This window comes from Cupriavidus sp. 01T418 (genome assembly GCF_056398885.1).
Genome location: NZ_JBFTQG010000056.1, coordinates 1 through 21816, shown reverse-complemented (window position 1 = coordinate 21816; position 21816 = coordinate 1). Strand labels below are relative to the sequence as shown.

The window sequence follows — 21816 nt, the reverse complement described above, 5'->3', positions numbered from 1 at the left end:
ATGCCGAAACACTCTTTGATAGTAGTAGCAGTCGCGATGGCTGCGGCGGGCTGCACGTTAGCGCCGAAATATGAGCGTCCGGCTGCACCCGTCGGGCCGAACTTCCCGGTTGGGATTGCCTATGACAGTCAGCCCACGGCATCCGCGGATCTAAGCGGCGGACGTACTGCCAACGGGCAGCCGGCCGCCGAGATCGGCTGGCGCGACTTCTTTGTCGACCCGCGCTTGCAGCGACTTGTCGAAATCGCACTGAAGAATAACCGGGACTTGCGTGTCTCCGTACTTAACGTCGAAGCCGCGCAAGCGCAATACCAGATTACACGTGCAGGCTTGTTTCCGGCCATCAGCGCAGCAGGGTCCGAAAGCAAGTTGCGAAATTTGTCATCGTTCGGGCGCGCGACCGCGAAAACGTATTCGGTTGGACTCAATGCATCGTGGGAAATCGACTTCTTTGGCCGCATCCGCAGCTTGAAGGACCAGGCCCTGGCGCAATACCTATCGACCGCCGAGTCGCGCAAGGCAGCTGAGATCTCGCTTGTCTCGCTTGTGGCAGATCAGTATCTGACGATGCTCGCCTACGACGATCAGCTCACAGTTACGCGCAATACGCTAAAGACGGCCGGCGAGTCGTTCCGGATTACGAAGCTGCAATTCGACACAGGCACGGGCTCAGAGTTGGATTTCCAACAGGCGCAGGGCGTGGTCGAAGAAGCCCAAGCCAATTTGCAGTCACAGTTGCGTCTGCGGGCGCAGGCGGAGAACGCCCTGGTGCTGCTCGTTGGCGAGCCGCTGCCCGATGGCCTGCCGACTGGACTGTCGCTCGAAAGCCAGGGTCTTCTCGCCGATATTCCGGCGGGATTGCCAGCGGATCTGCTGGCACGCCGGCCTGATATCGCCGCCGCGGAACAGTCGCTGCTGGCGGCAAATGCGAACATCGGAGCGGCGCGTGCGGCGTTTTTCCCGAAGATCTCCCTGACTGGCAGCTATGGGACGATTTCGCCGACGCTGGGCGGTCTCTTCAAAGCGGGCACGGCGGCGTGGGCCTTTGCGCCCCAGATCTCGGTGCCAATCTTCGAGGGCGGCAGCAACATCGCCAATCTCGAGTTGGCGCACGTGCAAAAGCGGATCGAGATCGCAAACTACGAAAAGGCGATCCAGACGGCGTTCCGCGAAGTGGCGGACGGGCTGGCCGCGCGCGGCACCTACGACAAACAGATCACGTCGCTCGATCGATTTACCAGCACGCAACGGCGCCGTCTGGCGTTGTCGGATCTTCGCTACCGCAACGGTGTGGACAGCTATCTGAGTGTGCTAACCGCGCAGGACGGCCTGTACACCGCGCAGCAGTCGCTGATCTCTGCGCGCCTGCAACGCCTGACGAATCTGGTCGATTTATACCGAACGCTCGGCGGAGGGTGGATTGAGCACGCTGGCGACGAGCCACGTCCGGCCGATGCTCGCGAAAGCCAACCGCTAGCGACTTCAGGCGCTGCGCAGGCGATATAGATGGGGAAACCGCTTTCGCTACTACCATAGTTCTTGCCGGCCAGTTCTGCTGGCTGCTTCCCGCAATTCGGCTATGCGCTGCGCAGGTCGCATCACGAGGGCATTGCCGCGCCGCTGGAAGACAGCATTGCGTTGGATGGCCAATCCCGTGTGCCAGCCGCCCAGCGGCTGCTGCTCCACGGTAAATCGGCCGAGGGTGCGGTAGACGGGGAAAGACGATTAGTAAGGGAATAAGAATGGATTCGATGGAAGTGGTGTTGGCGATGCTGCTAGCTGTTGTCGCTAGCGGCTATCTGGTGCGCATCCTGCCATTCTCGCTGCCTCTACCTCTGGTGCAGATCGCGATGGGGGCGCTGATTGCGGGCGCGTTCAACGCTGGTGTGGCTCTCGACCCGGCTGTGTTTTTCCTGTTATTCCTCCCCCCGCTGCTTTTCCTCGACGGTTGGCGCATCCCCAAGGACGGGCTCTTTCGCGACAGGGTAGTGATTCTGGAGTTGGCACTGGGATTGGTTGTGTTTACGGTCATCGGCGCTGGATACCTGATCCACTGGCTGATTCCCGCCATGCCGCTGCCAGTCGCCTTCGCGCTGGCTGCAATCGTATCCCCTACGGATCCGGTTGCGGTGTCGTCGATCACCGCGCGGACCCGGATACCCAAGCGTCTCATGCATATTCTGGAGGGCGAGTCGTTGCTGAACGACGCCTCCGGGCTGGTCTGCTTCCGCGTTGCGGTGGCGGCTGCGATGACGGGCAGCTTTTCGCTGACCTCGGCATCATTGACCTTTCTCTGGGTTGCGGCAGCAGGCTTGGGCATTGGTGTTGCTTTTACGCTGGCTGTGAGCCAAGCGCAGGGATGGATGGCACGCCATTTCGGCGAGGAGAACGGTTCGCCTATCTTGCTAAGCCTGTTGGTGCCGTTCGGTGCATACTTGCTCGCCGAACACCTGCATGGTTCGGGTATCCTGGCTGCAGTGACGGCTGGTATTGCCATGAGCTATGTCGAACTTCGCGGCCGCACGGCGGCAGCTACGCGCGTGCAACGGGCGGCAGTCTGGGACACCGTGCAGTTCGCGCTGAATGGCATCATGTTTGTGCTGTTGGGGGAACAGTTGCCCGACATCCTCCGAGGTGCAGTGGCGTCGGTAGGGCAAAGCGGCCACCTGAATCCGTGGTGGTTAGCCGTCTATGCGCTGGCCATCAATCTGGGTCTCGCGGTGTTACGTCTTGTTTGGGTTTGGGTATCACTGCGGCTGACACTGTACAGCGCGCGCCAGCGTGGCGAGCCCGTGAGAAAGCCTCACTGGCGACTTATCGTGGCGACCTCGTTAGCCGGAGTTCGCGGCGCGATTACGCTCGCCGGCGTCTTGACGCTACCGCTACTGACACCTTCCGGTGCTCCGTTTCCGGCGCGGGAGCTTGCAGTGTTTCTGGCCACGGCGGTCATCCTGACGTCGCTAGTGGTGGCGAGTGTTGGCCTCCCCAGGTTGCTAAGGGGGCTGGAATTGCCAGAAGAGTCCGCTACGCAATTGGAAGAAGATCGCGTTCGTCACGATGCCGCTATGGCAGCGATCGCCGCGATCGAGAAAGCACAGTACGACATGCTGCGAAAGGCAACGGACGCCGACATCTACGCGAATGCCGCAGCGCATGTAATCTCGCTGTATCAACACAGGCTCGATGGTGATTCGCAGAGCGGTGGCGACGCTACGCAACTGAGCAAGATCGACCAGGCTGAACGTGAACTACGCTTGGCAGGTTTGCAGGCCGAGCGTGCAGAGGTTTTTAACTTGACGCGCCAGTCCAAAATTTCCGATGAGCTAGCGCGAAAGCTTGTACGGGAGATTGATCTGATGGAGTCGAGGTTTCGTTAGGCTCGACGATTGTTCACGCAGCGACTCCCGCTGAGTGAGTTCCCCGCGCAGTGAAGTCACTGAATTACAAACATTAAATTTTCTTCTTTCGCGAATATTCTAGGATACAACGTGCCATTCATTATCGCTGGACTCGCTTTTGTCGGTGCGCTCATCTATGGCGCAGTCAGACTATATGTGACTGTAGCGGCATAATGGCGGGCAACCAAGGATGCTATTTCCATATATGGAAATGGTCAAGTAAATAACGTGGGATATTGTGTTCGGCTTACAAGACAATCCGCCGGAACCAAGTGCAGGCACGGGGCAGGGCCGCTGGCGCCAAGCGGGCAGGACGGGTTAAGTTAAAAAAGGTTTGAATATCTTGGCCGGGCCCGCTGCGCAGTGACCAGCACCGAAGAGGCCAAGCGCCTCGCAAGCTCGAGGATCATCGTCTACTTAGATAGCAGCCAGCGCTTCATCGCGAACTATGGTGACCGCCACACATGACAACGCTTACAAGCCACTCAACGACGACTTTCATTCTGAATAAATCTCTTCCTAGGTTATTCGGCTAAACCATAGGACCATCCCGCCCCAACGTCTCTTCCAACACATCAAGAAATGCCCTCACGCTAGGCGGCATCAACTTCCGTGCAGGCATCAACACATAAACCTTGAACGGCGACGACGTGTATCCCGGCATCACCTGCACCAGCCGCCCCTGATCCAACTCGTCCTGTATGTAACGCCGCGAGAATCGCACCACGCCCAGCCCGTCCAAAGCGGCCTTCAGCCGAATCTCTGCGTGCTGCGTACGAATTCGCGGATCCACAACAACGCTCGCCACCTCCGTGCCCTCCCGCAGAAACTCCCAGCATCGGTCCTCGGAAGTGCCCACCGTCGGCCAACCTTCCAGGTCCTGCGGCGTGCGAGGCAAGCCGCGCGCGCGAATCAGCGCCGGAGAGGCGAAGAAGCCGCGCTCGATCACCACCACGCGCTTGCTGGCGAAGGAGCTGTCATCTAGCCCAGTGTTGGTCATCACAAAGTGCAGATCGTAACCGCTTGCGACCAAGTCGGGCTGGTCCCAGGTTACGTCGATCTCCACGTGCAGTTCAGGGTGCAGGCGCATCAGCCGCGTCAGGCTGGCCGAAAGGTCCATGGAACCAACCTCGTAAGGCGTGGCAATGCGCAGGGTTCCGCTGACCTGCTCGCTCATCGACATCGCCTCGGCACCGATCTCGCGCAACTCGGTGAACAGCGGCGCGACGCGATCGTAAAGCTGCTGGCCCCGCTCGGTCACTCGAACGTGGCGCGTGGTGCGCTCAAGCAGGCGCATGCCGAGTTGCGTCTCCAGTCGCGACACGGCAGTGCTGGCGGATGACTTTGGCACGTCGGCCAGCTCGGCGCCCTTCGTAAATCCCCCGCCCTCTACCACCCGGCAAAAAATCTCCCAGTCCTTCCATTCAATCGTATTCATGCGCGCCTTCAGCCTTGCGCGCGCGGAACCGCGCGCACAAATATGCATTGTCCCATAGGGCGAACGTGATACGCGTGCTTGCCCAACCGAAGATCTTCGTCAGAAGCACGCACTTTTACGCGGAACACGGTCCGATTTTCGGAGGCCCCGATCATCGAGCGGCTGCATTTCGATCACATCATGGTCCAAGCAGACGAACCATTGGCAGGTGGCTCAGGGACTCGGCAAGTCGGGAAATAGGAAGAGGAGGGACCGGCGGTTTTTGATGGGCGCGCCCGCATCAAGTACGCTGAGAGACATCGACTGGTTGCTCAACGGCCGCCACTTCGATCAGAAAGTCATCGTCCTGTGCGCGCGTTGGCTGGGAGCCCGTCATGGCGTTAACGAAGCCAGGTACGCTGCGATCGACGCCATATCGTCGACGGTCAGGTTTGTCACGATGCCTTTCATGGGTTGCGCTGCCGCCCCCGCTCGCGCGCCGCTCTGGATGTCATAGAGTTGGCGCACGATATAGCTCGGCGAACGGCCCGCGATCGATGGTATGTTTCCCACTCCTTTCAAGTCCTGCCCGTGACAAGTCGCGCATTGCTGCGTCTTGCCAGCTCCGCCGGTCTTGACCAATATCTCGCCCCTTGCGACGCTGCCAACGGGCACATAGGCGATGAACTGCGCGCGCGGGTCTCGGTTTTCAAATTGCTCGAGATGCTCAGGTACCTCGATGATGCGGTGGCCGATGGGAACTTTCTCGCCGCTTATCGAGGTGGCCAAGAACATTCCAGCGACATAGGTCTTGGGAGCGGTCTCAGTTTCCACCACCTTGATATTCGATTTCGGCTTCAGCGCGGAAAAATATGCCGCGGCAGCTTTCACCTCTGTTTCAGTGATGGTTTTGGACAGCGATACCATCAAATCGACGTTTCTCTTTGGCACGGCGCTCCTTCTGGCGCCGCTCTTGAAATCCGCTAGCTGCTGGACGATGTACGCCGGAGGAAGCCCCGCAAGACTCGCGCTCTCCGGACCGCCTGAACCGCTTTCCCGATGGCACATGCCGCAGGCATATACCTGTGGCTTCCTGCCCCGGGCAACGATTTGGGGCATGGGCGGGTGATCCTCAGGATGCCACTCCGGTGCGCTGAAACGATCGCGCAGTTGAGTGACAGAGTAGGTGGCACTGCTCTCCGGCACACGTCTGGGCACGCCATCTTCCTCGCGAGGTTTGAAATCCGGAGGATTCACGGGATAGGCCCATGCCGGTGGCACTTCGACGGCAAAAGCTGGCGGCGCAGTACAGAGAATGGATGCCAGCAAGAGTGCCAGCATCCGGACGTACGTGTTCATGTATCTTCAACCTGAGGCCAAACGGTGTCTGAAGACGATTAAGAGGATTCTACTCGGAAACTGCGCAAATCTGTTCAGCTACACCATGCGGATCGAGATCGAGTGCGTAGCGGCCATCACGTGGTTCTGCAGCCACGTGGCTGTCTCGAAGCGGAGCACTACCGCAGCGCGAATGGACAAAGCTGGGGCGAGGAGGGCGCCAAGCCCGGCTGACTGCGGCGGGCGGTCGATGCCGGGCGGACCGGGAGTATTTCTTGATAACTGCAAGAGTCGGTGTGCGTCCGGATGTCGGCCTCGCTTGCTGCGACTTATCAGCACAGAACTTATTTTCGTCATGTCTGCTCCGACAGTATGTGATCCACAGTGCGAAGCGCGAGCGCAAGTCCGTTCTCTGTCGAGTTGCACGTACCGGCGGTTGGGATAACACCCGTGCTGGCCAGAAAGAGATTCCCGTGGCCGTGCGCGCGTCCCCACCTGTCGCAAACGGAGGTCGCCGGATCGTTGCCCATGCGCAGCGTGCCGCAAATATGCTGGTTATTGTCGAACTTGCCGTCCGGACTAAAGCGCAGGTTCGTGCCGCCCATCAGTTCAGCGATACGCTGGAAGTCGCGTTTGGCCGCCTCGTGTCCCCGACGCGTGTAGTTGTCGATCGCGTAGTGTGCCTGTGGTTTTGGGATACCCATGCTGTCTTTTTGGTCGCTGAGGGTAATCCGGTTCTCCGGGTTTGGCACCACTTCCAGAACGCTCTTCACGTTCAATTCACGCGCAGCAGCATGGCGCAGACGTTTCGCGAAATCGGGGCCATAGACCCCGCTCTTGATCAAGCTCCGGGATGCACCGTCGACACGCGAGATGTTGGTGAAGTCCAATCGATACGGCGCATGCTCGGAACGGAATGTGCCGTCGCGCATGGTGCCGATCGAACTTGGGCTTTGCGGCCCGCGCCCCAGCCAAAGGTCTTCATCAGCGTCAAAGGTAAGCGAGGTGCTCGGATGGTCCATCAAGTGCCTGCCGACCACGTCACCCTGGTTGGCCAAGCCATTGGGGAACTTGTCGCTGCGTGACAGCAGCAGAAGTCGCGGGCTCTCGATACCATTGGCTGCGACGATGAAAGTCTTGCCGGTCACGCGATGTGATTGCTTGTTCGGATCGTAGAAATGCGCCGCGGTGATGTTTCCCTTCTCATCGTGCTCGAGCTTGTACACGTTGGCGTCGGTGACTATCTTGACGCCGGCTGCCTCGGCTGAGGCAGCCGCTACGCCGCCGTTGTATTGCGCGTCGATCGGGCAGATCGGCTGACAACTATTGTTGCCGCAGCACGCGGGCCGGCCATCATAGGTTCGGCTATTCCGGGCAGTGGTATTGCCGACGACTTGGTAAGCCGGGGTCAGGCGTTCCCGGATGCGTTTCATCGCCCACGGTTCGGCGACGGGCTCCATCGGGAACGGTTTCTTGCGTGGCGATCCAGTGTTGGGGGCGCCGGAAACACCCATGATTTCCTCGGCTTCCTGATAGTAGGGCTCGAGTTCGTCATAGCTGATGGGCCAGTCGACGCCAACCCCGTACAGGCTCTGGATTCTGAAGTCGTTCGGCACATTGCGCCACGCGTGTGCGGCCCAGTGCCAGCTTGTCCCGCCTAGTTGGCGGATGTATTCGGCCGGATACGGGTAGGGCCCTGCCTGGACGAGATAGCCGTTATCGTGGGGCTGGTAGATGGGATGGGGTGCGGATGACACCGACGGGTAGGGCGACATCCAGTCGCTGCGGCGTGGAGAGTTGCGGAAGCGGGCAACGATCTCGCCCCGGGTTACGCGCGGGCCGGCCTCCAGAATCAGCACGGATGCGCCTGCCTGGGCGAGCTTGCGTGCGGTCAGGGATCCAATGATTCCGGATCCAACAACAACAAAGTCAGCAGACAATTCGTTTGCCATTTCTCATTCCTCAGATCGGTTTTTTCGTCCAGCTTCCATACACGCCATAGCTATACGTTGGCGGCTTGAGCACATCTGAGACGATGGTGGCATTGAGTGCGTTTTCGTATGCAAGCACGTGTGCCTTTTCGCCGCTGCCGACGATGCCCATGAACCATGCAGTGGCGATCTTGCGCGACACGTCGGCCAGCGGTGATTTCTCCGCGTCCAGGACTTGCTGCAATTGAAGAGGATCGATCTTGCGTTCTTCAATCAGGGCTAGCAGTTTGCGTGCAGTTGCAGGAAACCCGCCGTCATCTGCGGTGAGCGAGTCGTAAAGGCGCTTGGCCATGGTTCTGTCCAGAGCCTGCCGGCCGGCGATGATTGCAGATAGCGCAATGAAGGCGCCGTGCTCCGCATCCGCGACCGGTTCTGCGACTGCCCAGGGAATCAGGGTCGCGGCATACGCAGTCAGCATGCCCGCCAAAATCGCCCGGCGCCGTTGATTCGGCGCGCCAATGCCTTGCTTCAATTTGTTGAGATGTTCCATTGCAATACTCTCCAGGTGATCCTGGCCCTTTATCCTCGGCTGCTGGATGCGTAGCGTCGAGCGGAAAACAATCGGGCGCCGCGCGGCAGGTGTGGTACCTACCTGGGGGTCAGAAGCTGTGAGAAAGACCAACCATACCGACAAACTGGTTGTCACCCGATGCGGGCGTGCTGTTCTGCGAATCCCCTACGCTGGCGACGGCGTCGATAATGTTGCCGGTGCCATTGATGCCGAGGGTCTTCCCGGATGCATGCTGATATGACTGCAGGACGTAGATCGTGGTCCGCTTCGACAGGTGGTATGCCTCTTTAAGCGAAATCTGGTGATAGAGGGCGGCGTCGGAAATACCGTTCGACGCGCTAGCGCGCGTGTAGCTATAGCCAGCGGCAACGTCGAATGCGGAGGTAAGTTCGTAGCGTGCAATCGCCCCGTAGGTATTAAATACAGCTGTATCGGTGAACAGAGAACTGTTGCCGGCCTTGAACTGCACGTTGGAGTAGTTCAGACCGAGCGTTGTCTTCCCGATCCTGTAGGTGCCGGCAGCAGCGATGTGCTGGACCGAGCGGGCCGAGAGGAAGCCGTTGGTTACCGGAGAAGCGCCGTAGCTGGCGCTGGCGTTCGGATCCTGGTTCGCCGTGAAGCCTGTATTGTACATACGCAGATAGCCCACGGCGATACCGAACGGTCCATTGGCGTAACGTGCGGCCGCGCTGACTGCGCTGCCTCGCTGTGTGGAGCCCGCGATCTCGCCGAAGCCATATTGAGCCGCGGCGCTGAAGCCGCCGAACGCAGGCGTGACATACTGTACGGAATTGTTCAGGCGGATCGTGGTATCAAGCCCGTCTAGGTCGCCCGGGTGCGCGCCGGTAGCGCCCGTCAGCATGCTGGTGGGGCCGTAAGGGCCAAGAAACTGATAGTAGGCGGTGTATTGACGACCCAACGTAAGAGTACCCAGGCGTGCGTCCTGCAGACCGACGAAGGCCTGCCGATTGAACATCAGCCCCGCGCTGGATTGCTTGCCAGAATCCAGGTCAAGGCCTTCCTGCAGATCAAATATCGCCGTCATGGTGGCAGTGAGTTTCTCACTACCACGCAGGCCGAAGCGCGACGAGGCCAGGTTGCCGCTCCGTGTATAGACGTTGGAGTGGCCCCCCTGGTTGTTTGCAAAGACGAGAGCATCGTCGGCGATGCCATACAGTGTCACGCTGCCGGTGGAGCTCTGGGCGAACACAGGAACTACGCCAAGAGCGAGTAGGGAAATGGCGCCGATTTTGAACAGGCTGGTTCGATTCATTCGTTCTCCATGTGCTGGTAGAAGGCACCTGGGTTCAAGGACGGGCAGGATTCCCCGCCCATTGGGTGCTGCCGGCCCGTGCATGCGGCTAACCGGCGATATCAGACTTCTCAGGCTGCCTTTCTACGTCCGCGCCGTACCGCGGCGAAGATCAGGAACACGGCGACAAGAATGCCGATAGCCATCCCTAAACGAGCCAGGCCGATCATCGTGGACGATTGGCCTCCCGTGCGCATCGAGCTAACCTGCTCCGCGGTGACCGCCGCCTTCGGATTGCCGTAGCGCTGCGTCAGATAGGTTGCGAGTGTCGCAATTTGCTTGTCGGATAGTGTCTTCGCGAAGCCCGGCATCCGGATGTCGGCCGACTCTTGCTGTCGCTGAATCCCTTCCAAAATCACCATTACCACGTTGTTTGCATTGTCCCGGCCCAGCGCCGTGTTGTGATATAGCGAGGGGAGGCCGCCGTCTGGGCTACCCTGGCCGTGGGCCTGGTGGCAGGTTGCGCAATGGGCGTCAAAGAGTTGCGGACCCGTCATGAGGCTCAGGTCCGAGGGCAGGGGCACGCCCCGGATGCTATTCAGATCGTCGGCCGGGGAGCCATAGGCGTGGGCGGGCCGGCTATCCGCTTGATTGTGAATCGCTGGCGTGTCCTTGAGATAGACTGCCATCGCCTGCAGATCTGCATCGGACATGTGACGTAGGCTGTGATCGATTGCTTCTGCCATGGGGCCAGCCGCCTGCGCCTTGCCTTCGACGCGGCCCGTTCGCAGGTAGGTGGCGATTTCCTGCGCACTCCAGCTGCCGATGCCGCTATTTTCGTCCGAGGTGATATTCGGCGCGTACCATGTGCCAACCGCGCCGCCGGCCAAGTCGCGCTTTACGTCCTCGGCCATCATGACATTGCGGGGGGAATGGCAAGTGCTGCAGTGCGCCAGCCCACGCGCCAGATAGGCGCCGCGGTTCCATTCGAGGCTTTTGGTCGGGTCGGGATTGAATGTCTTGGTATCGAGGAACATCAGGTTCCAAACTGCCATCGACATGCGGATATTGAATGGGAAGGGGAGGCTGGTTTCCGGCGGCTTCGAATCGACCGGTTTAACCCCTTTCATGAAGTACGCATACAAGGCAGCCGCGTCGTCGTCAGTCAACAAGGCGTAGGAAGTATACGGCATGGCCGGATACAGGTTTTGGCCGTCGGCTCGACGCCCCCGGCGAAGCGCATCAGTGAATTGCTGTAGCGTGTAGTTGCCTATACCGTGCGTCTTCGAAGGCGTAATGTTTGTAGATGTGATGGAGCCAATTGGTGTCGGCAAGGAGAGTCCGCCCGCGAAGGGCTCACGGCCCGGTGCTGTGTGGCACGCGACGCAATCGCCGGCAGTCGCCAGATACTGGCCGCGCTGGATCTGCTCGACATCTGCGGTAGCGGCTGCAGTCGCGAGCGTCGCGTAAGTTCCCGCGAGGACAAGCGCGGTGCGACCCAGTCGCTGCAGAAAGCGGACATGTAGTTTCATCTGATTCGAGAAGGGGGCGTTGTTCTATGGAGCTGTGCGCGCGTGCCGATCCTGCGTAGCAGCGGTAGCCTGAGTGACTGACGGATCGGATTATGCCTCGGTGTTTTCCCTGATAGCAATGGTGCGGCGTGTGGCCCGAATCAGTGGACGAAGAATAGGCACCTCGGATTCCGATCTGCGTATGTGAGCCATACTCAATGTATGAGCCTTGCGGAGATTTTTGTTAAATTGATCATATACTTCAATAGAATTAAGGAGTTAAGGTTGCTATTGACGACAATTTTTGATCATTATTTCCCGCAAGAATTCAACCGTTGACGTTGCTTGGTGGGCTGCCAGTGGGGATGATTGTTCGAAATTGCGAACAGTCTAATTCGCGGATTAGTGTTATTTTCCGGCCCAATTTGTATCCGCGTACGAGGAAATGCGCAGGTTGCTGCGCAGCAGTCGAGCAGGAGTCCCTGGCCGAAGGTCGCGAGGAAAGATTTCTTATATGTGTCTCATTTGCCTCTCGCGCGAAGGCCGGATTAGCCCCGTTTTTCTGGCGCGCAGTCTTCTCGCATGAGTGACATCTTTGAGTTATTCTGCACCGCGTATGAGCTTGGAACACATTTTCTGGTGCTCACCCGCCCTAACAGGTTAGCCAGCGACGGCGAGCATACCGTTGCAGATGAAATGTCAGAGGTGCGAGTGAAGGGCTTGCGTCGGATGGAATTTCACGACTCCAAAGGACGCCCACAGGAGGCGCTTCGGGAAATCCGGTATCGGATGCCGCTGGGCGTGATCGATGCCTGGATGTGGGCCCGGGAGTTTCGGGACGCCAACGGGCAGCGTGGTGGTATCGAGAAAAGCATCCGGTGGATCGAAGGATACGAGCGGATCGCGGAGCAAGCGGTGCTGCTACCTCAGACACGCCTGGTCTATGTGACGGATCGGGAATGCGACATCGCGGCGCTGATGGCCCGCGCAAATGGGCCAGGTCAGCCCGCTGACTGGCCGATCCGTTCCCAATAAAACCGCAACGTTGCCGAGGCAGGCAAGCTGTGGGACAACGTCGACGCCAACCAGGCACGTTAGGAAACCAGCATTACCCTACCGGGACGCGCAGGTCATAAGGCGCGCGAGGTCAAGCAGGAGTTGCGCGCACAACCTGTGAAACTACGGGGTAGGCAAGCTCGGTTACTTGTGTGGTGGCCCAAGAGATCGGTGCACCAGTGGGCGTCACACCCGTAGTGTGGCGGCTGCTGACCAAACGCGAGGCACAGGAAACGGATGACATCGTCGAATTAGTTAATTGGTATCTAGCCCGCTGGGAGATTGGGATGTTCTTCCACGTCCTGAAGACCGGATGCAAGGTCGAGGCGCTGCAGCTATCCAAGATGGAGCGTGTGGAGCGCGCCTTGGTGTTGTACATGGTGGTGGCATGGCGCATTGCCAGGCTGATGCGGTTAGGCAGAACATGCCCTGAGTTGGACACGTCGCTGTTCTTCGACGCTGACGAGATACGAGGTGCATACGTGCTCGCGAAAGAGGACCGCCCGAACACACCAGTTACGCTCAATTGGTTGTTTCGTATGGTGGCCTCTCTGGGCGGATTCATTGGGCCAAGAGTGATGGCGAACCCGGCGCAAAAACGATCCGAATTGGCATGCAGCGAACAATGGATGCCGCCTTCATGATTCAGGCACTGTGGGAAGACTCGTGAGTTCTGTATAACGAGATGCCTTCAAGCGCCGTGCAAATTAAGCAAGCGAGGGCTCCACAATCGGCTCCCGCCGCAATTGATGCTGAACCATGACCGCAAGGCCAATCCCGGCTAAAGAGCTTCTCGCCGATCATGACAATCTCGCCAGTCCCTTATGTCTACAGATCACAGAGCTTGAGCCCGCGCGATAATAAATCAGCCGTCTGCGCAGGGGAAAGCGCATGACTTGCCTTGATCCAGTGGCGGGAGTGCGCGCGCAGGCGAGCATAGCCGTTCAGCGCATAGGTCTTTCCGTCTGGCGCGGTGTATGTCACGATTTTTTCCGTCATACCGTGTCTGTGAATTTCTTCACATTGCAGGTCACCTTCAGCTTGCCCATGGGCAACACGAGCGGCGAGGAGCAGGATCGACCCGATCAATATCTTGTTTTGCCGCACAGTAGAGCCCTGGAATTGAGTCGCTTGAACCGTTTGATAATCATCAGTTTGCCTTGGGTCGTCCCAGGACGTCTAGGACGGCGAGGCTCATCGCGCCCACGCCCGTCTTGATTGACGGCTCCGGAACCGGTGCAAAAAAGGGCGAATGGTTGGCCGGCAGCGGCGCGCCGCCAGGCTTGCGCGAGTTGAGGTAGCGCTGCATATCATAGACGCCGATGAAAAAGAACATCGATGGCACGCCGGCGTTGACGAATTCAGAGAAATCTTCGCTGGCCGTTGCCGGAGGCATACGCATCACGTTCTTTCCATAGGCGCTGCGCAGTATCGCTTCGGTACGCGTGACCAGCTGCGCATCGTTGTTGATTGCCTGGCCGCCCTGTTCGAGACGTACTTCTGGCTCGGGAGCCCCCGACATTTCCGCTACCGCTTTGGCGGTGCGCCGCACCCCTGCAAGCAGTTGCTCGCGCACTTCAGGCTTGTACGAACGGATCGTACCGCGTACGACGACGTCATCGGGAATGATATTGCCCACCGTGCCGCCTTGGACAGCGCCAACCGTGACTACGCCGAACTCCTGCGGATCCTTCTCTCGACTGACCACGGACTGCAGATCCACAACAAATCGGGATGCCATCACGATTGGATCGATGGTCTTATCCGGTGCGGAGCCGTGGCCACCGCGACCATGGAACTGGACCTCCAGTGCGTCCGAATTGGAGGTGACTGCGCCAGCGTTAAAGCCGATGAACCCTGCGGCGACAGGGGCAGTATGCAGTGCAAAGGCATAGTCAGGTTTGCCGAAGCGGGTGAAGAGACCATCCTTAAGCATGGCTTCTGCGCCAGAGGTAAGTTCCTCCGCCGGCTGCGCAACGAACATCAGCGTGCCACGCCAACGATCCTTCATGGTCACCAGCGTGCGCGCGGTGCCTACCCAGGCGGCCATGTGCAAGTCATGCCCGCAGCTATGCGCTACTGGCGTCATTTTTCCGTTCCAGTTCGTAGTAGCCTTGCTAGCATAGGGCAGACCGCTCTTTTCCTCCATCGGCAAGGCATCAAGCTCGGTGCGGACCAGCACCTTGGGACCGCTGCCATTGCGGTAGATCGCCACCAGCCCAGTCTTGCCGATGCCTTCGCTTACCTCAAAGCCCATTGCCCGCATCTCGCGAGCGAGCGTGGACGCCGTGCGGGTTTCCTGGAATCCCAGTTCAGGATGAGCGTGCAGGTCCTTGTACAGAGCCTCGAGCGATGGGTAGCTCGTGTCCAGTTGTGCGTCGATGGCGCTCTTGAGCGCGCCGACGTCGAAATCGGGCGGGACCTGAGCGTGGCCGACGACAGCGCAGCAGGCGAGCAGGGCGGCACAGGCCAGCCGTCCAGTGCTAGAGAGATATTTCATTATAAGGATTTCCTATTTCTTGGATCGGGACCGTGAGAGAGCCGTTGCGGCAGGAGGTTTGATGCGTGAATTACGCCATCGTCGCAGACCGTGCGATCATCTATTTTGCCGCTGGATTGAGCTCGCGTGGAGGTGTAGCGCAAAGAGTGACTGCAAGAACCGACAAGTCAACATGTCGCGACGGCGGCAGTCCGTCGCTGCTGTGCCGAAAGCCTATTTCGATTGCTGCCGGTAGAAAAAAATCGGCAGATTCCAGCCGCGCCAGATCGCTAGCAGGCGCAGCGTCAGGCCACCGGCAAAGCTGATTGCGGTATTCAGGTCATTGCCGACGCCAAGCGTGCGCAAGCCCAGGAAGAGGGCACAGATGGCAAGCGAGACGCTCGCGTAAAGCTCGCGTCGGAATACCATCGGCACCTGGTTGCACAACACGTCGCGCTGGATGCCGCCGCAGACACCGGTGATCACGCCTGACATGATGACGACAGCGGTCGGGTAGTTCATCTTCAGCGCGACGTTGCACCCAATCAGCGAGAACGCGATCAGTCCCATGGCGTCGAGGACGAGAAAGACTCGCCGCAGCTGCGACATACAAGGTGCGATCAGGGTGGTCAGCAGACCGGCCGAAATCACCAGATAAATGTATTCCGGATGCTGGGTCCAGGCGATGGGAAAGTGAACCGAGGATCAGGTCACGGATGGTGCCGCCGCCCAGCGCTGCGACGAAGGCAACGACGGCAACGCCGAAGATGTCCATATTGCGGTGCCCGGCTGCGATGGCGCCTGTCATCGCCTCGGCGGTAATCGCGATCAGATAGATGCTAGTCAGCACGTCGCTTGCTCCTGCATGCCAGGAAGCAGAACGGCGGCGGAGTGTGCAAGTGGATACATCGGGAGTGACTCCGGCTAGAGGCAGGCCGCGCCATATGGCGGACCCTGAAGCGCCTCTCCCCCTGTCCTTTTACCTGAGAGTTTGGGCTCCACAAGGAGCCTGCCCCTTCGGTGGGCCGGGATGCGCAATGTTATGCGCCTCCGGCCTCTCTCCAGTCGGCGAAATGTTTCCGCGGTTCGGTGTGCCTGAGCGATTATGGGAGCTTGCGCCTTCGGCGGAGGCGGATGCCGCCTCTCTCTCCCGCAGAATGCGCAGATTATCAGTGAGTGGACGCCTGCCTGTCAAACGTCAGCGTACTTGGGGAAGCGATGGTTGGGATAGGTGTATTCGTACTTATCTATCGGGCGAGTTTTGGCGGTAGGTACATGCAGTGCGGTTTGCCGCAGGCCCGGTCGCTTGGAAGCGACCATCGACGGGGAACATTGCAACCTATTGATGAATATAAAGTTTCAGAGTCCCGTCAGTGCGAACTGTGCCACAGGACGTCAAAGCAGTCCTCTGCTTCCGAGGCAACCATGGCGACCACATTGTCGAGGTGCTCAGTACAACGCTCTGGTCGATTTGCGTGGCATTGTTCCTCCGCATGAACAGTCTTTTCCGGGGCCATCATTTTTCCCGCGGACGGCGCGACCTAGACTTTGTGCATGGCGAAATGATGGCGCCTGGAGCCTCGCTTGAAAAATTGTCGCTAGCAGCCTTGTGGCGATGCGCCTGCCTGAGCAGAACTTAAGGACGAAGCGACGCATCGTTCCGTAGTTCACGGCCAGACCGCGCTGGAACCCGATATCATGCAGGCTGATCTGAAACGGCAAATTCCAGCGTACGGACAGCCTGATGAACTCCGCAGGAAGCTGGTGGCCGTGATTTGATCCATCCCTAATGTCAGCCTCAGATAGCAAAGTGTCTGACAGGCGCTCACAAGGTTACGATGGATACGCTAAAAAATATGCGCGCCTTTGTACGCGTCGTGGAGGCCCGCAGCTTTACAGGTGCTGCGGCACACCTCAATTTGACTACAGCCTTTGTGTCGCGAGCCGTCTCCGATCTAGAGACCCATCTGCAAACGCGACTGCTCAATCGCACCACGCGCCGCATCGCTCTGACCGAAGCCGGTGAGCGCTACCTGCAACGTTGTCAGCAGATTCTTGCCGACGTCGAACGGGCGGAACTGGAAGCGAGCGATGCCTATGCCCGTCCGTCCGGCAAGCTGAGAGTGCACGCGATGACCAGCTTCGGCCAGCAATGCATCGTGCCGGCAATCGGCCGTTACCAGCAGGCCTTTCCGCTGGTCAGCGTCGAGCTGACGCTATCCCAGCGGACGCCGGATCTCCTGGACGACGGCTGCGATGTCTCGCTTGTGCTCGCGCCGGATCTACCGGATTCAGGCTTGGTTTCACAGCGCCTTGGCAGCGTTGTCAGCATTGTGTGCGCGTCGCCCGGCTATCTCGGGCACGGTGGCGCGCCGCAACAACCATCGGATCTTCGCGAACACGCCTGCCTGCACATGGTGACACCAATCTACCCGCCTGACGAATGGACCCTCAGCGGACCGCATGGCGACGAACGCATCGCGCTTGGCCCAGCTAGGTTTCAATGCAATAACGCGGAAGCGGTGGCAGTGGCAGTGCGCGAAGGAATGGGGATTGGCCTCCTGCCAATCCATTCGGTGATCGAAGGGCTACGTGCCGGTGATCTGGTGCGGATCTTGCCGGCCTACTCGTCACAACAGATGAATATCTACGCCGTCTATGCGTCCCGACAGTATCTCGATGCCAAGATCCGAACTTGGGTCGAATTTCTTCGCAGCCAATTGCCTACGGTGATCGCCAACGATCAAGCTGATTTGCACAAGTCCGCGCAAACTTGATTCGATCCGGTTGTGTTCGTTTAATTGGCAGTTATCGAGAAATGCCGTTGTATGGCCAACTCCCATCTCCATCTCGCCAGCGCTTGGTGCCTTGGCCGTTTTCATCAGCGTGCTGCTCACGCAGCTTGGCGTGCCCATCCCGGCCGGCCCTACGCTAATTCTCGCCGGGACGATGGCGGCGACGGGCGAAGGGTCCTTCCTCTGTGCTCTTCGGCGCCGCAGTTGGTGCCACGCTGCTCTCCGACTCACTATGGTTTTTCATGAGACGCGCTCGCGGGAGGCGGCTGCTTGCAGTCCCTGGTTCGCTTCTCGCTATCCCTCGACACTACCGGGCGTGTGGCGCGCAACGTCATTGAACGAGTCGGCGCGCCGATCCTGACGGGTGGCGAAGTTCCTGCCGTGAGCGGGGCTGATTTCAGCCCCATTGCTTGGTACCACTGCAATCGACGTGAGCGTGTTCCTGCTGTCGGATTTCGTTGGTGCGTCGCTCTGGGCCGGGACGTGGATGATTGGCGGTGCGGCGTTGCATGAGCAGATCGAGTCTGGCTTGGTGCTGGTGCGGCAAAACAGCGGCTCGATTAGCGATGCGTTCGCACCGATCTGCGTCGCGATGCTGGCGTATCGCTGGGTGCGACGCCTGCGGTTTCGCCACTGGCTGGCTCACATGCGCATCAGTTCGGAGCAACTGGACGAGTTGATAAAATCGAGCGCCCCCGCCGCTGATATTCGAGACGCACGCTCTTCCAGCGTGCGGGCGAACGAGGCATACAGGATTGCCTGCGCGCACTCGCTCGATCTGGAGTGGCCTGAGCCACTGCACCCCGAGTTACTAAAACGACCGATCGTCGTTTATTGCGTGTGTTCCTAGCTAGACGACGGCCAGGCGCATCGTCAGCCAGTTGCACAGAGAGGACTCGATGAATGGGAGAGGCGCGGCTACCGGAACCACTCCCGTCCGATTTCGACGCCGCTTGCGGGGTTGCGGCGCACAACGAGCTTGACGACGGCAAAGAATACATCGTAAGGGTGAGCCTTCCGAAATGTGACCCGGGCTGTGTACCGCGCATTGGGGAACGCGCACGAGAAGCAGCGGCAGGAGGTCTCTGTGGTCGCATTTGCTCGGCGCGGCCTGGCACATCATGTAATGGAGCCAAAGGCCATTGTTGCATCTTCGTTAAAAGTGTTTATGCAAATACTGGGCTATATTGGGTAAGCGATGCCTTTACTATCTGACGAGCGCAGTACGCGCTGCCAGTCATAAGGAGTTCCATGGACATTGCTTCCATCCGCAAAGAAGCCTTTGCGATGCCCATTCACAATCCCGTCTACTCTCGCCCGCCGTTTCGCTTCCTCAATCGCGAATACTTCATCATCACGTATGAAACGGACATCGACGTGCTGCGCGCCGTAGTACCGGAACCCTTGCGGCCTGAGAATTCGCTGGTCCATTACGAATTCATTCGCATGCCGGATTCGTCAGGTTTCGGTGACTACACCGAAAGCGGTCAGGTCATCTCGGTTCGCGACCAGCAGGGTCGTTTTGCTTTTACTTGCGAGACGTGACTGTCCTGGGCGCGTGGAGTGGTCCGGCAGCGCTAGAGCTGCGACCGCATGCGCTGGCTCCAGTCGCCAATCTGCCGGTCAAGAAGGTAGTCGGCGCGCGTCAGGTGATCGCCAATCTGACGCTGGATGTAGGCGAGGTCGCTTTTGACTACCTGGTACAGAGAGAAAATCTGAAGCTAGCAGTGAATCAATAATTCTGCTCGAAGGAATCGAATATGTCATTGGACAATAAAGTCGCCGTTATAACGGGTGCGGCGAGCGGCATTGGTGAGCAATGCGCACGAAAACTCGCAAGCCGGGGTGCAACGGTGGTGATTGTTGACCTCAATCTGGGAAACGCCCAGAAGGTCGCCAGCAGCATTGTTGAGGCAGGCGGAAAGGCCCGCGCCATCGCAATGGACGTAACGATTGAAGATGCCGTCAACCGTGGTATCAGCAGCGTAGTCAACGAGCTTGGCGGTATTGACGTGCTGGTATCGAACGCAGGTATCCAGATCGTAAATCCCGTCGATCACTACGCCTTCTCCGACTGGAGGAGAATGCTGGCGATCCATCTGGATGGTGCCTTCCTCACGACGAGAGCCGCGCTCAGACATATGTACGCGGCCAACAAGGGTGGATCGATTATTTACATGGGCTCGGTACATTCCCATGAAGCGTCGAAGCTGAAGGCCGCCTATGTCACGGCCAAGCACGGCCTGCTCGGCCTGGCGCGCGTGGTCGCGAAGGAGGGCGGGGCACGTGGGGTGCGTGCAAATGTGGTGTGCCCGGGCTTTGTCCAAACGCCATTGGTCGACAAGCAGGTCCCCGAGCAGGCCAAGGCGCTGGGTATTTCCGAAGCGGAGGTGGTGAAGAATGTGATGCTCCGGGAAACCGTAGATGGCGAATTCACGACGGTCGAAGACGTGGCCAATACGGTTGCATTCCTTGCCGGCTTTGAGTCCGCCGCACTCACGGGGCAGTCGTTGATTGTCAGCCACGGCTGGTCGATGCACTGAGGAGGGCGTCTATGCGCAGCAGCATCAAAAAAAATAAGCAGGCAGCCGGATTCCTTTGTGCTGCCGCGCTATGACGAAATCGCCTTGGTGCTCCAAGGCGGAGGCGCGCTCGGATCGTACCAGGCTGGCGTATATGATGGCTTAATGCAAGCTGGGGTACACCCGGACTGGATCGCGGGGGTATCGATCGGCGCTCTCAACAGGTGGACCTGTGGAGCGCAAGCGGTAATGTTCCCGGCGACTTCCTTGACGTATCGGAGCGGGCCAAGGACATTCAGTACTCAAGTCGTACACGCGCGATCACCAATCTACTTGCGGATCGTCAGAAGCACGCCCTCTTCATCAAACAGCTACTTGCGCACATTCCCGCGGATGTACGCGAGACAGATCCCTTGTTTCGTCTTGCCGAAGAGGCTGCCGATGCTAGTTCGATCAACGTGATGCACCTGATCTACAAGAACAAGCCATACGAGGGACACTACAAGGACTACGAATTCAGCATTGACACGATGGAGGAGCACTGGAAAAGCGGCCTGGAAGACATCGGTGCTTCGTTCGCACATCCGGACCGGTTCGAAGTGCCAAGCCGAAAACGGGGGTTCGTGACTCACGACGTTCACCGTGAGGGCGGCTCGGTACCCCAGTCCGACCGAGTTCACCACAGAAGTGGAAAGAAGAGCGGCGGCTTAATTCGCGACCAGGGCGTCGGGGCGATTCCTTTTGGCTCGGACGCAGTGGGCGACGTGCCGATCGAGTGCGTGCATTCCTGGGCGATGTATGGCCACTGTGTATTGCCAGATCGGCAGCAATATTTGCGATAAAAGGTGCGTACTACTGCCGCTGTGAAGAGTCGTAACGCGCTCTGGTGGTTGGGGCGTGGTTCGATTCGAAATCAATTTGACTACGCCACGTCTGTCTTATGGAAAACAGGAAGCCTCCAGGAATAGCGGAGCGCAAGCAGGCGGATTGCGAAACAGATCGACGCCGCAAACCAAGGCGTGACTGCTACCCTCCATTCCATGAGTTGTCCGAGAACTTGTATGGCTGCCCCAATAAGTGCCGCGAGTGCATAGATTTCCTTCTGCAGGATGATCGGTACGCGATTCAGCACCACATCTCTCACCACGCCACCGCCGACAGCAGTCACCATGCCGAGAACGATGGCAACCTCGATGTTGTGGCCAAACAGCAGCGCCTTGTGTGCGCCCACGACCGCATAGAAGCCCAGTCCAAGCGAGTCAAAGAAAACGACAGGATGCTTAAGGTGGTCAACGATTGGACGCGCCCAGATTGCCATCGCCGAGGCTAACGTCGAGGTTGCGAGATACCGCCAATCTGAAATGCCCACCGGCGGTAACGAGCCCAGGCAAAGATCCCGAACGATTCCTCCACCACAGGCCGTCATATAACTGATCGCGACGACACCGAACAGATCGAGGCGTTTCTGTTCAGCGGCAAGGGCGCCGCTGACTGCAAAAGCGAAGGTACCGAACAGGTCGACCAAGACAAAGAGACTGTGTTCCAT

General features: G+C 58.9%; 15 protein-coding genes, 5 pseudogenes and 1 riboswitch. Of the genes and pseudogenes, 10 read left to right on the top strand and 10 right to left on the bottom strand.

Annotated features, from left to right (window positions below; translation table 11 throughout):
- Together AC1DQ3_RS32245 and AC1DQ3_RS32240 are read left to right on the top strand one after the other, a co-directional pair.
- The gene (locus tag AC1DQ3_RS32245) at positions 1-1506 is read left to right on the top strand and encodes an efflux transporter outer membrane subunit (protein ID WP_477124192.1); all 1506 of its coding nucleotides are present in this window, start codon (positions 1-3) and stop codon (positions 1504-1506) included.
- A 236-nt stretch (positions 1507-1742) separates the two neighbouring features.
- On the top strand, positions 1743-3377 hold the full coding sequence (locus AC1DQ3_RS32240) for a Na+/H+ antiporter (protein ID WP_477124181.1): 1635 nt from the start codon (positions 1743-1745) through the stop codon (positions 3375-3377).
- Between the two features lie 553 nt (positions 3378-3930).
- On the opposite strand, the gene AC1DQ3_RS32235 is transcribed toward AC1DQ3_RS32240, so the two are convergent.
- The 6 genes from AC1DQ3_RS32235 to AC1DQ3_RS32210 form a co-directional block, all read right to left on the bottom strand.
- On the bottom strand, positions 3931-4836 hold the full coding sequence (locus AC1DQ3_RS32235; protein ID WP_477124180.1) for a LysR family transcriptional regulator: 906 nt from the start codon (positions 4834-4836) through the stop codon (positions 3931-3933).
- Positions 4837-5208: 372 nt separating this feature from the next.
- Positions 5209-6174: a c-type cytochrome gene (locus AC1DQ3_RS32230; RefSeq protein WP_477124179.1), complete on the bottom strand. Its 966-nt coding sequence runs from the start codon at positions 6172-6174 to the stop codon at positions 5209-5211.
- A 332-nt stretch (positions 6175-6506) separates the two neighbouring features.
- Positions 6507-8105, bottom strand: coding sequence for a GMC family oxidoreductase (locus AC1DQ3_RS32225; protein ID WP_477124178.1), 1599 nt, complete (start codon positions 8103-8105; stop codon positions 6507-6509).
- 10 nt (positions 8106-8115) lie between these two features.
- Positions 8116-8634 (bottom strand): sugar dehydrogenase complex small subunit, encoded by a 519-nt coding sequence (locus AC1DQ3_RS32220; RefSeq protein ID WP_477124177.1) that lies wholly within the window; start codon positions 8632-8634, stop codon positions 8116-8118.
- 109 nt (positions 8635-8743) lie between these two features.
- Positions 8744-9928, bottom strand: a complete 1185-nt coding sequence (locus tag AC1DQ3_RS32215) for a porin (RefSeq protein ID WP_477124176.1) — start codon at positions 9926-9928, stop codon at positions 8744-8746.
- Positions 9929-10038: 110 nt separating this feature from the next.
- Positions 10039-11439 carry a c-type cytochrome gene (locus tag AC1DQ3_RS32210; RefSeq protein ID WP_477124175.1) on the bottom strand — a complete coding sequence of 467 codons (1401 nt, stop codon included), beginning with the start codon at positions 11437-11439 and terminating at the stop codon, positions 10039-10041.
- 561 nt (positions 11440-12000) lie between these two features.
- Here AC1DQ3_RS32210 and AC1DQ3_RS32205 point away from each other — a divergent pair.
- Both AC1DQ3_RS32205 and AC1DQ3_RS32200 read left to right on the top strand, forming a co-directional pair.
- A complete protein-coding gene (locus AC1DQ3_RS32205) occupies positions 12001-12453 on the top strand; it encodes a hypothetical protein (protein ID WP_477124174.1) in 453 nt (150 codons plus the stop codon).
- A gap of 176 nt (positions 12454-12629) precedes the next feature.
- Positions 12630-13118, top strand: a complete 489-nt coding sequence (locus AC1DQ3_RS32200; protein WP_477124173.1) for an IS4 family transposase — start codon at positions 12630-12632, stop codon at positions 13116-13118.
- 184 nt (positions 13119-13302) lie between these two features.
- On the opposite strand, the gene AC1DQ3_RS32195 is transcribed toward AC1DQ3_RS32200, so the two are convergent.
- The 3 genes and pseudogenes from AC1DQ3_RS32195 to AC1DQ3_RS32185 all read right to left on the bottom strand — a co-directional run bounded on the left by AC1DQ3_RS32195 (position 13303) and on the right by AC1DQ3_RS32185 (position 15761).
- Entirely contained in the window at positions 13303-13581 is a 279-nt protein-coding gene (locus tag AC1DQ3_RS32195) for a hypothetical protein (protein ID WP_477124172.1), read from the bottom strand.
- 43 nt (positions 13582-13624) lie between these two features.
- Positions 13625-14974 carry an amidohydrolase gene (locus tag AC1DQ3_RS32190; protein ID WP_477124171.1) on the bottom strand — a complete coding sequence of 450 codons (1350 nt, stop codon included), beginning with the start codon at positions 14972-14974 and terminating at the stop codon, positions 13625-13627.
- A gap of 213 nt (positions 14975-15187) precedes the next feature.
- Positions 15188-15761, bottom strand: a pseudogene (locus AC1DQ3_RS32185) (trimeric intracellular cation channel family protein).
- Positions 15762-16025: 264 nt separating this feature from the next.
- Positions 16026-16116, bottom strand: a riboswitch (glycine riboswitch).
- 675 nt (positions 16117-16791) lie between these two features.
- Here AC1DQ3_RS32185 and AC1DQ3_RS32180 point away from each other — a divergent pair.
- The 6 genes and pseudogenes from AC1DQ3_RS32180 to AC1DQ3_RS32155 all read left to right on the top strand — a co-directional run.
- Entirely contained in the window at positions 16792-17730 is a 939-nt protein-coding gene (locus AC1DQ3_RS32180; protein ID WP_477124170.1) for a LysR family transcriptional regulator, read from the top strand.
- A 10-nt stretch (positions 17731-17740) separates the two neighbouring features.
- Positions 17741-18702, top strand: a pseudogene (locus AC1DQ3_RS32175) (cytochrome P460); the annotation flags it as partial.
- Between the two features lie 297 nt (positions 18703-18999).
- A pseudogene (locus tag AC1DQ3_RS32170) lies at positions 19000-19487 on the top strand (acetoacetate decarboxylase family protein).
- 21 nt (positions 19488-19508) lie between these two features.
- Positions 19509-20291, top strand: coding sequence for a 3-hydroxybutyrate dehydrogenase (locus tag AC1DQ3_RS32165; RefSeq protein WP_477124169.1), 783 nt, complete (start codon positions 19509-19511; stop codon positions 20289-20291).
- Between the two features lie 57 nt (positions 20292-20348).
- Positions 20349-20438: pseudogene (locus AC1DQ3_RS32160) on the top strand (hypothetical protein); the annotation flags it as partial.
- Between the two features lie 53 nt (positions 20439-20491).
- Positions 20492-21112: pseudogene (locus AC1DQ3_RS32155) on the top strand (DUF3734 domain-containing protein); the annotation flags it as partial.
- Positions 21113-21192: 80 nt separating this feature from the next.
- On the opposite strand, the gene AC1DQ3_RS32150 reads toward AC1DQ3_RS32155, so the two are convergent.
- On the bottom strand, positions 21193-21816 hold a 624-nt coding region (locus tag AC1DQ3_RS32150), incomplete at its 5' end, for a trimeric intracellular cation channel family protein (protein WP_477124168.1).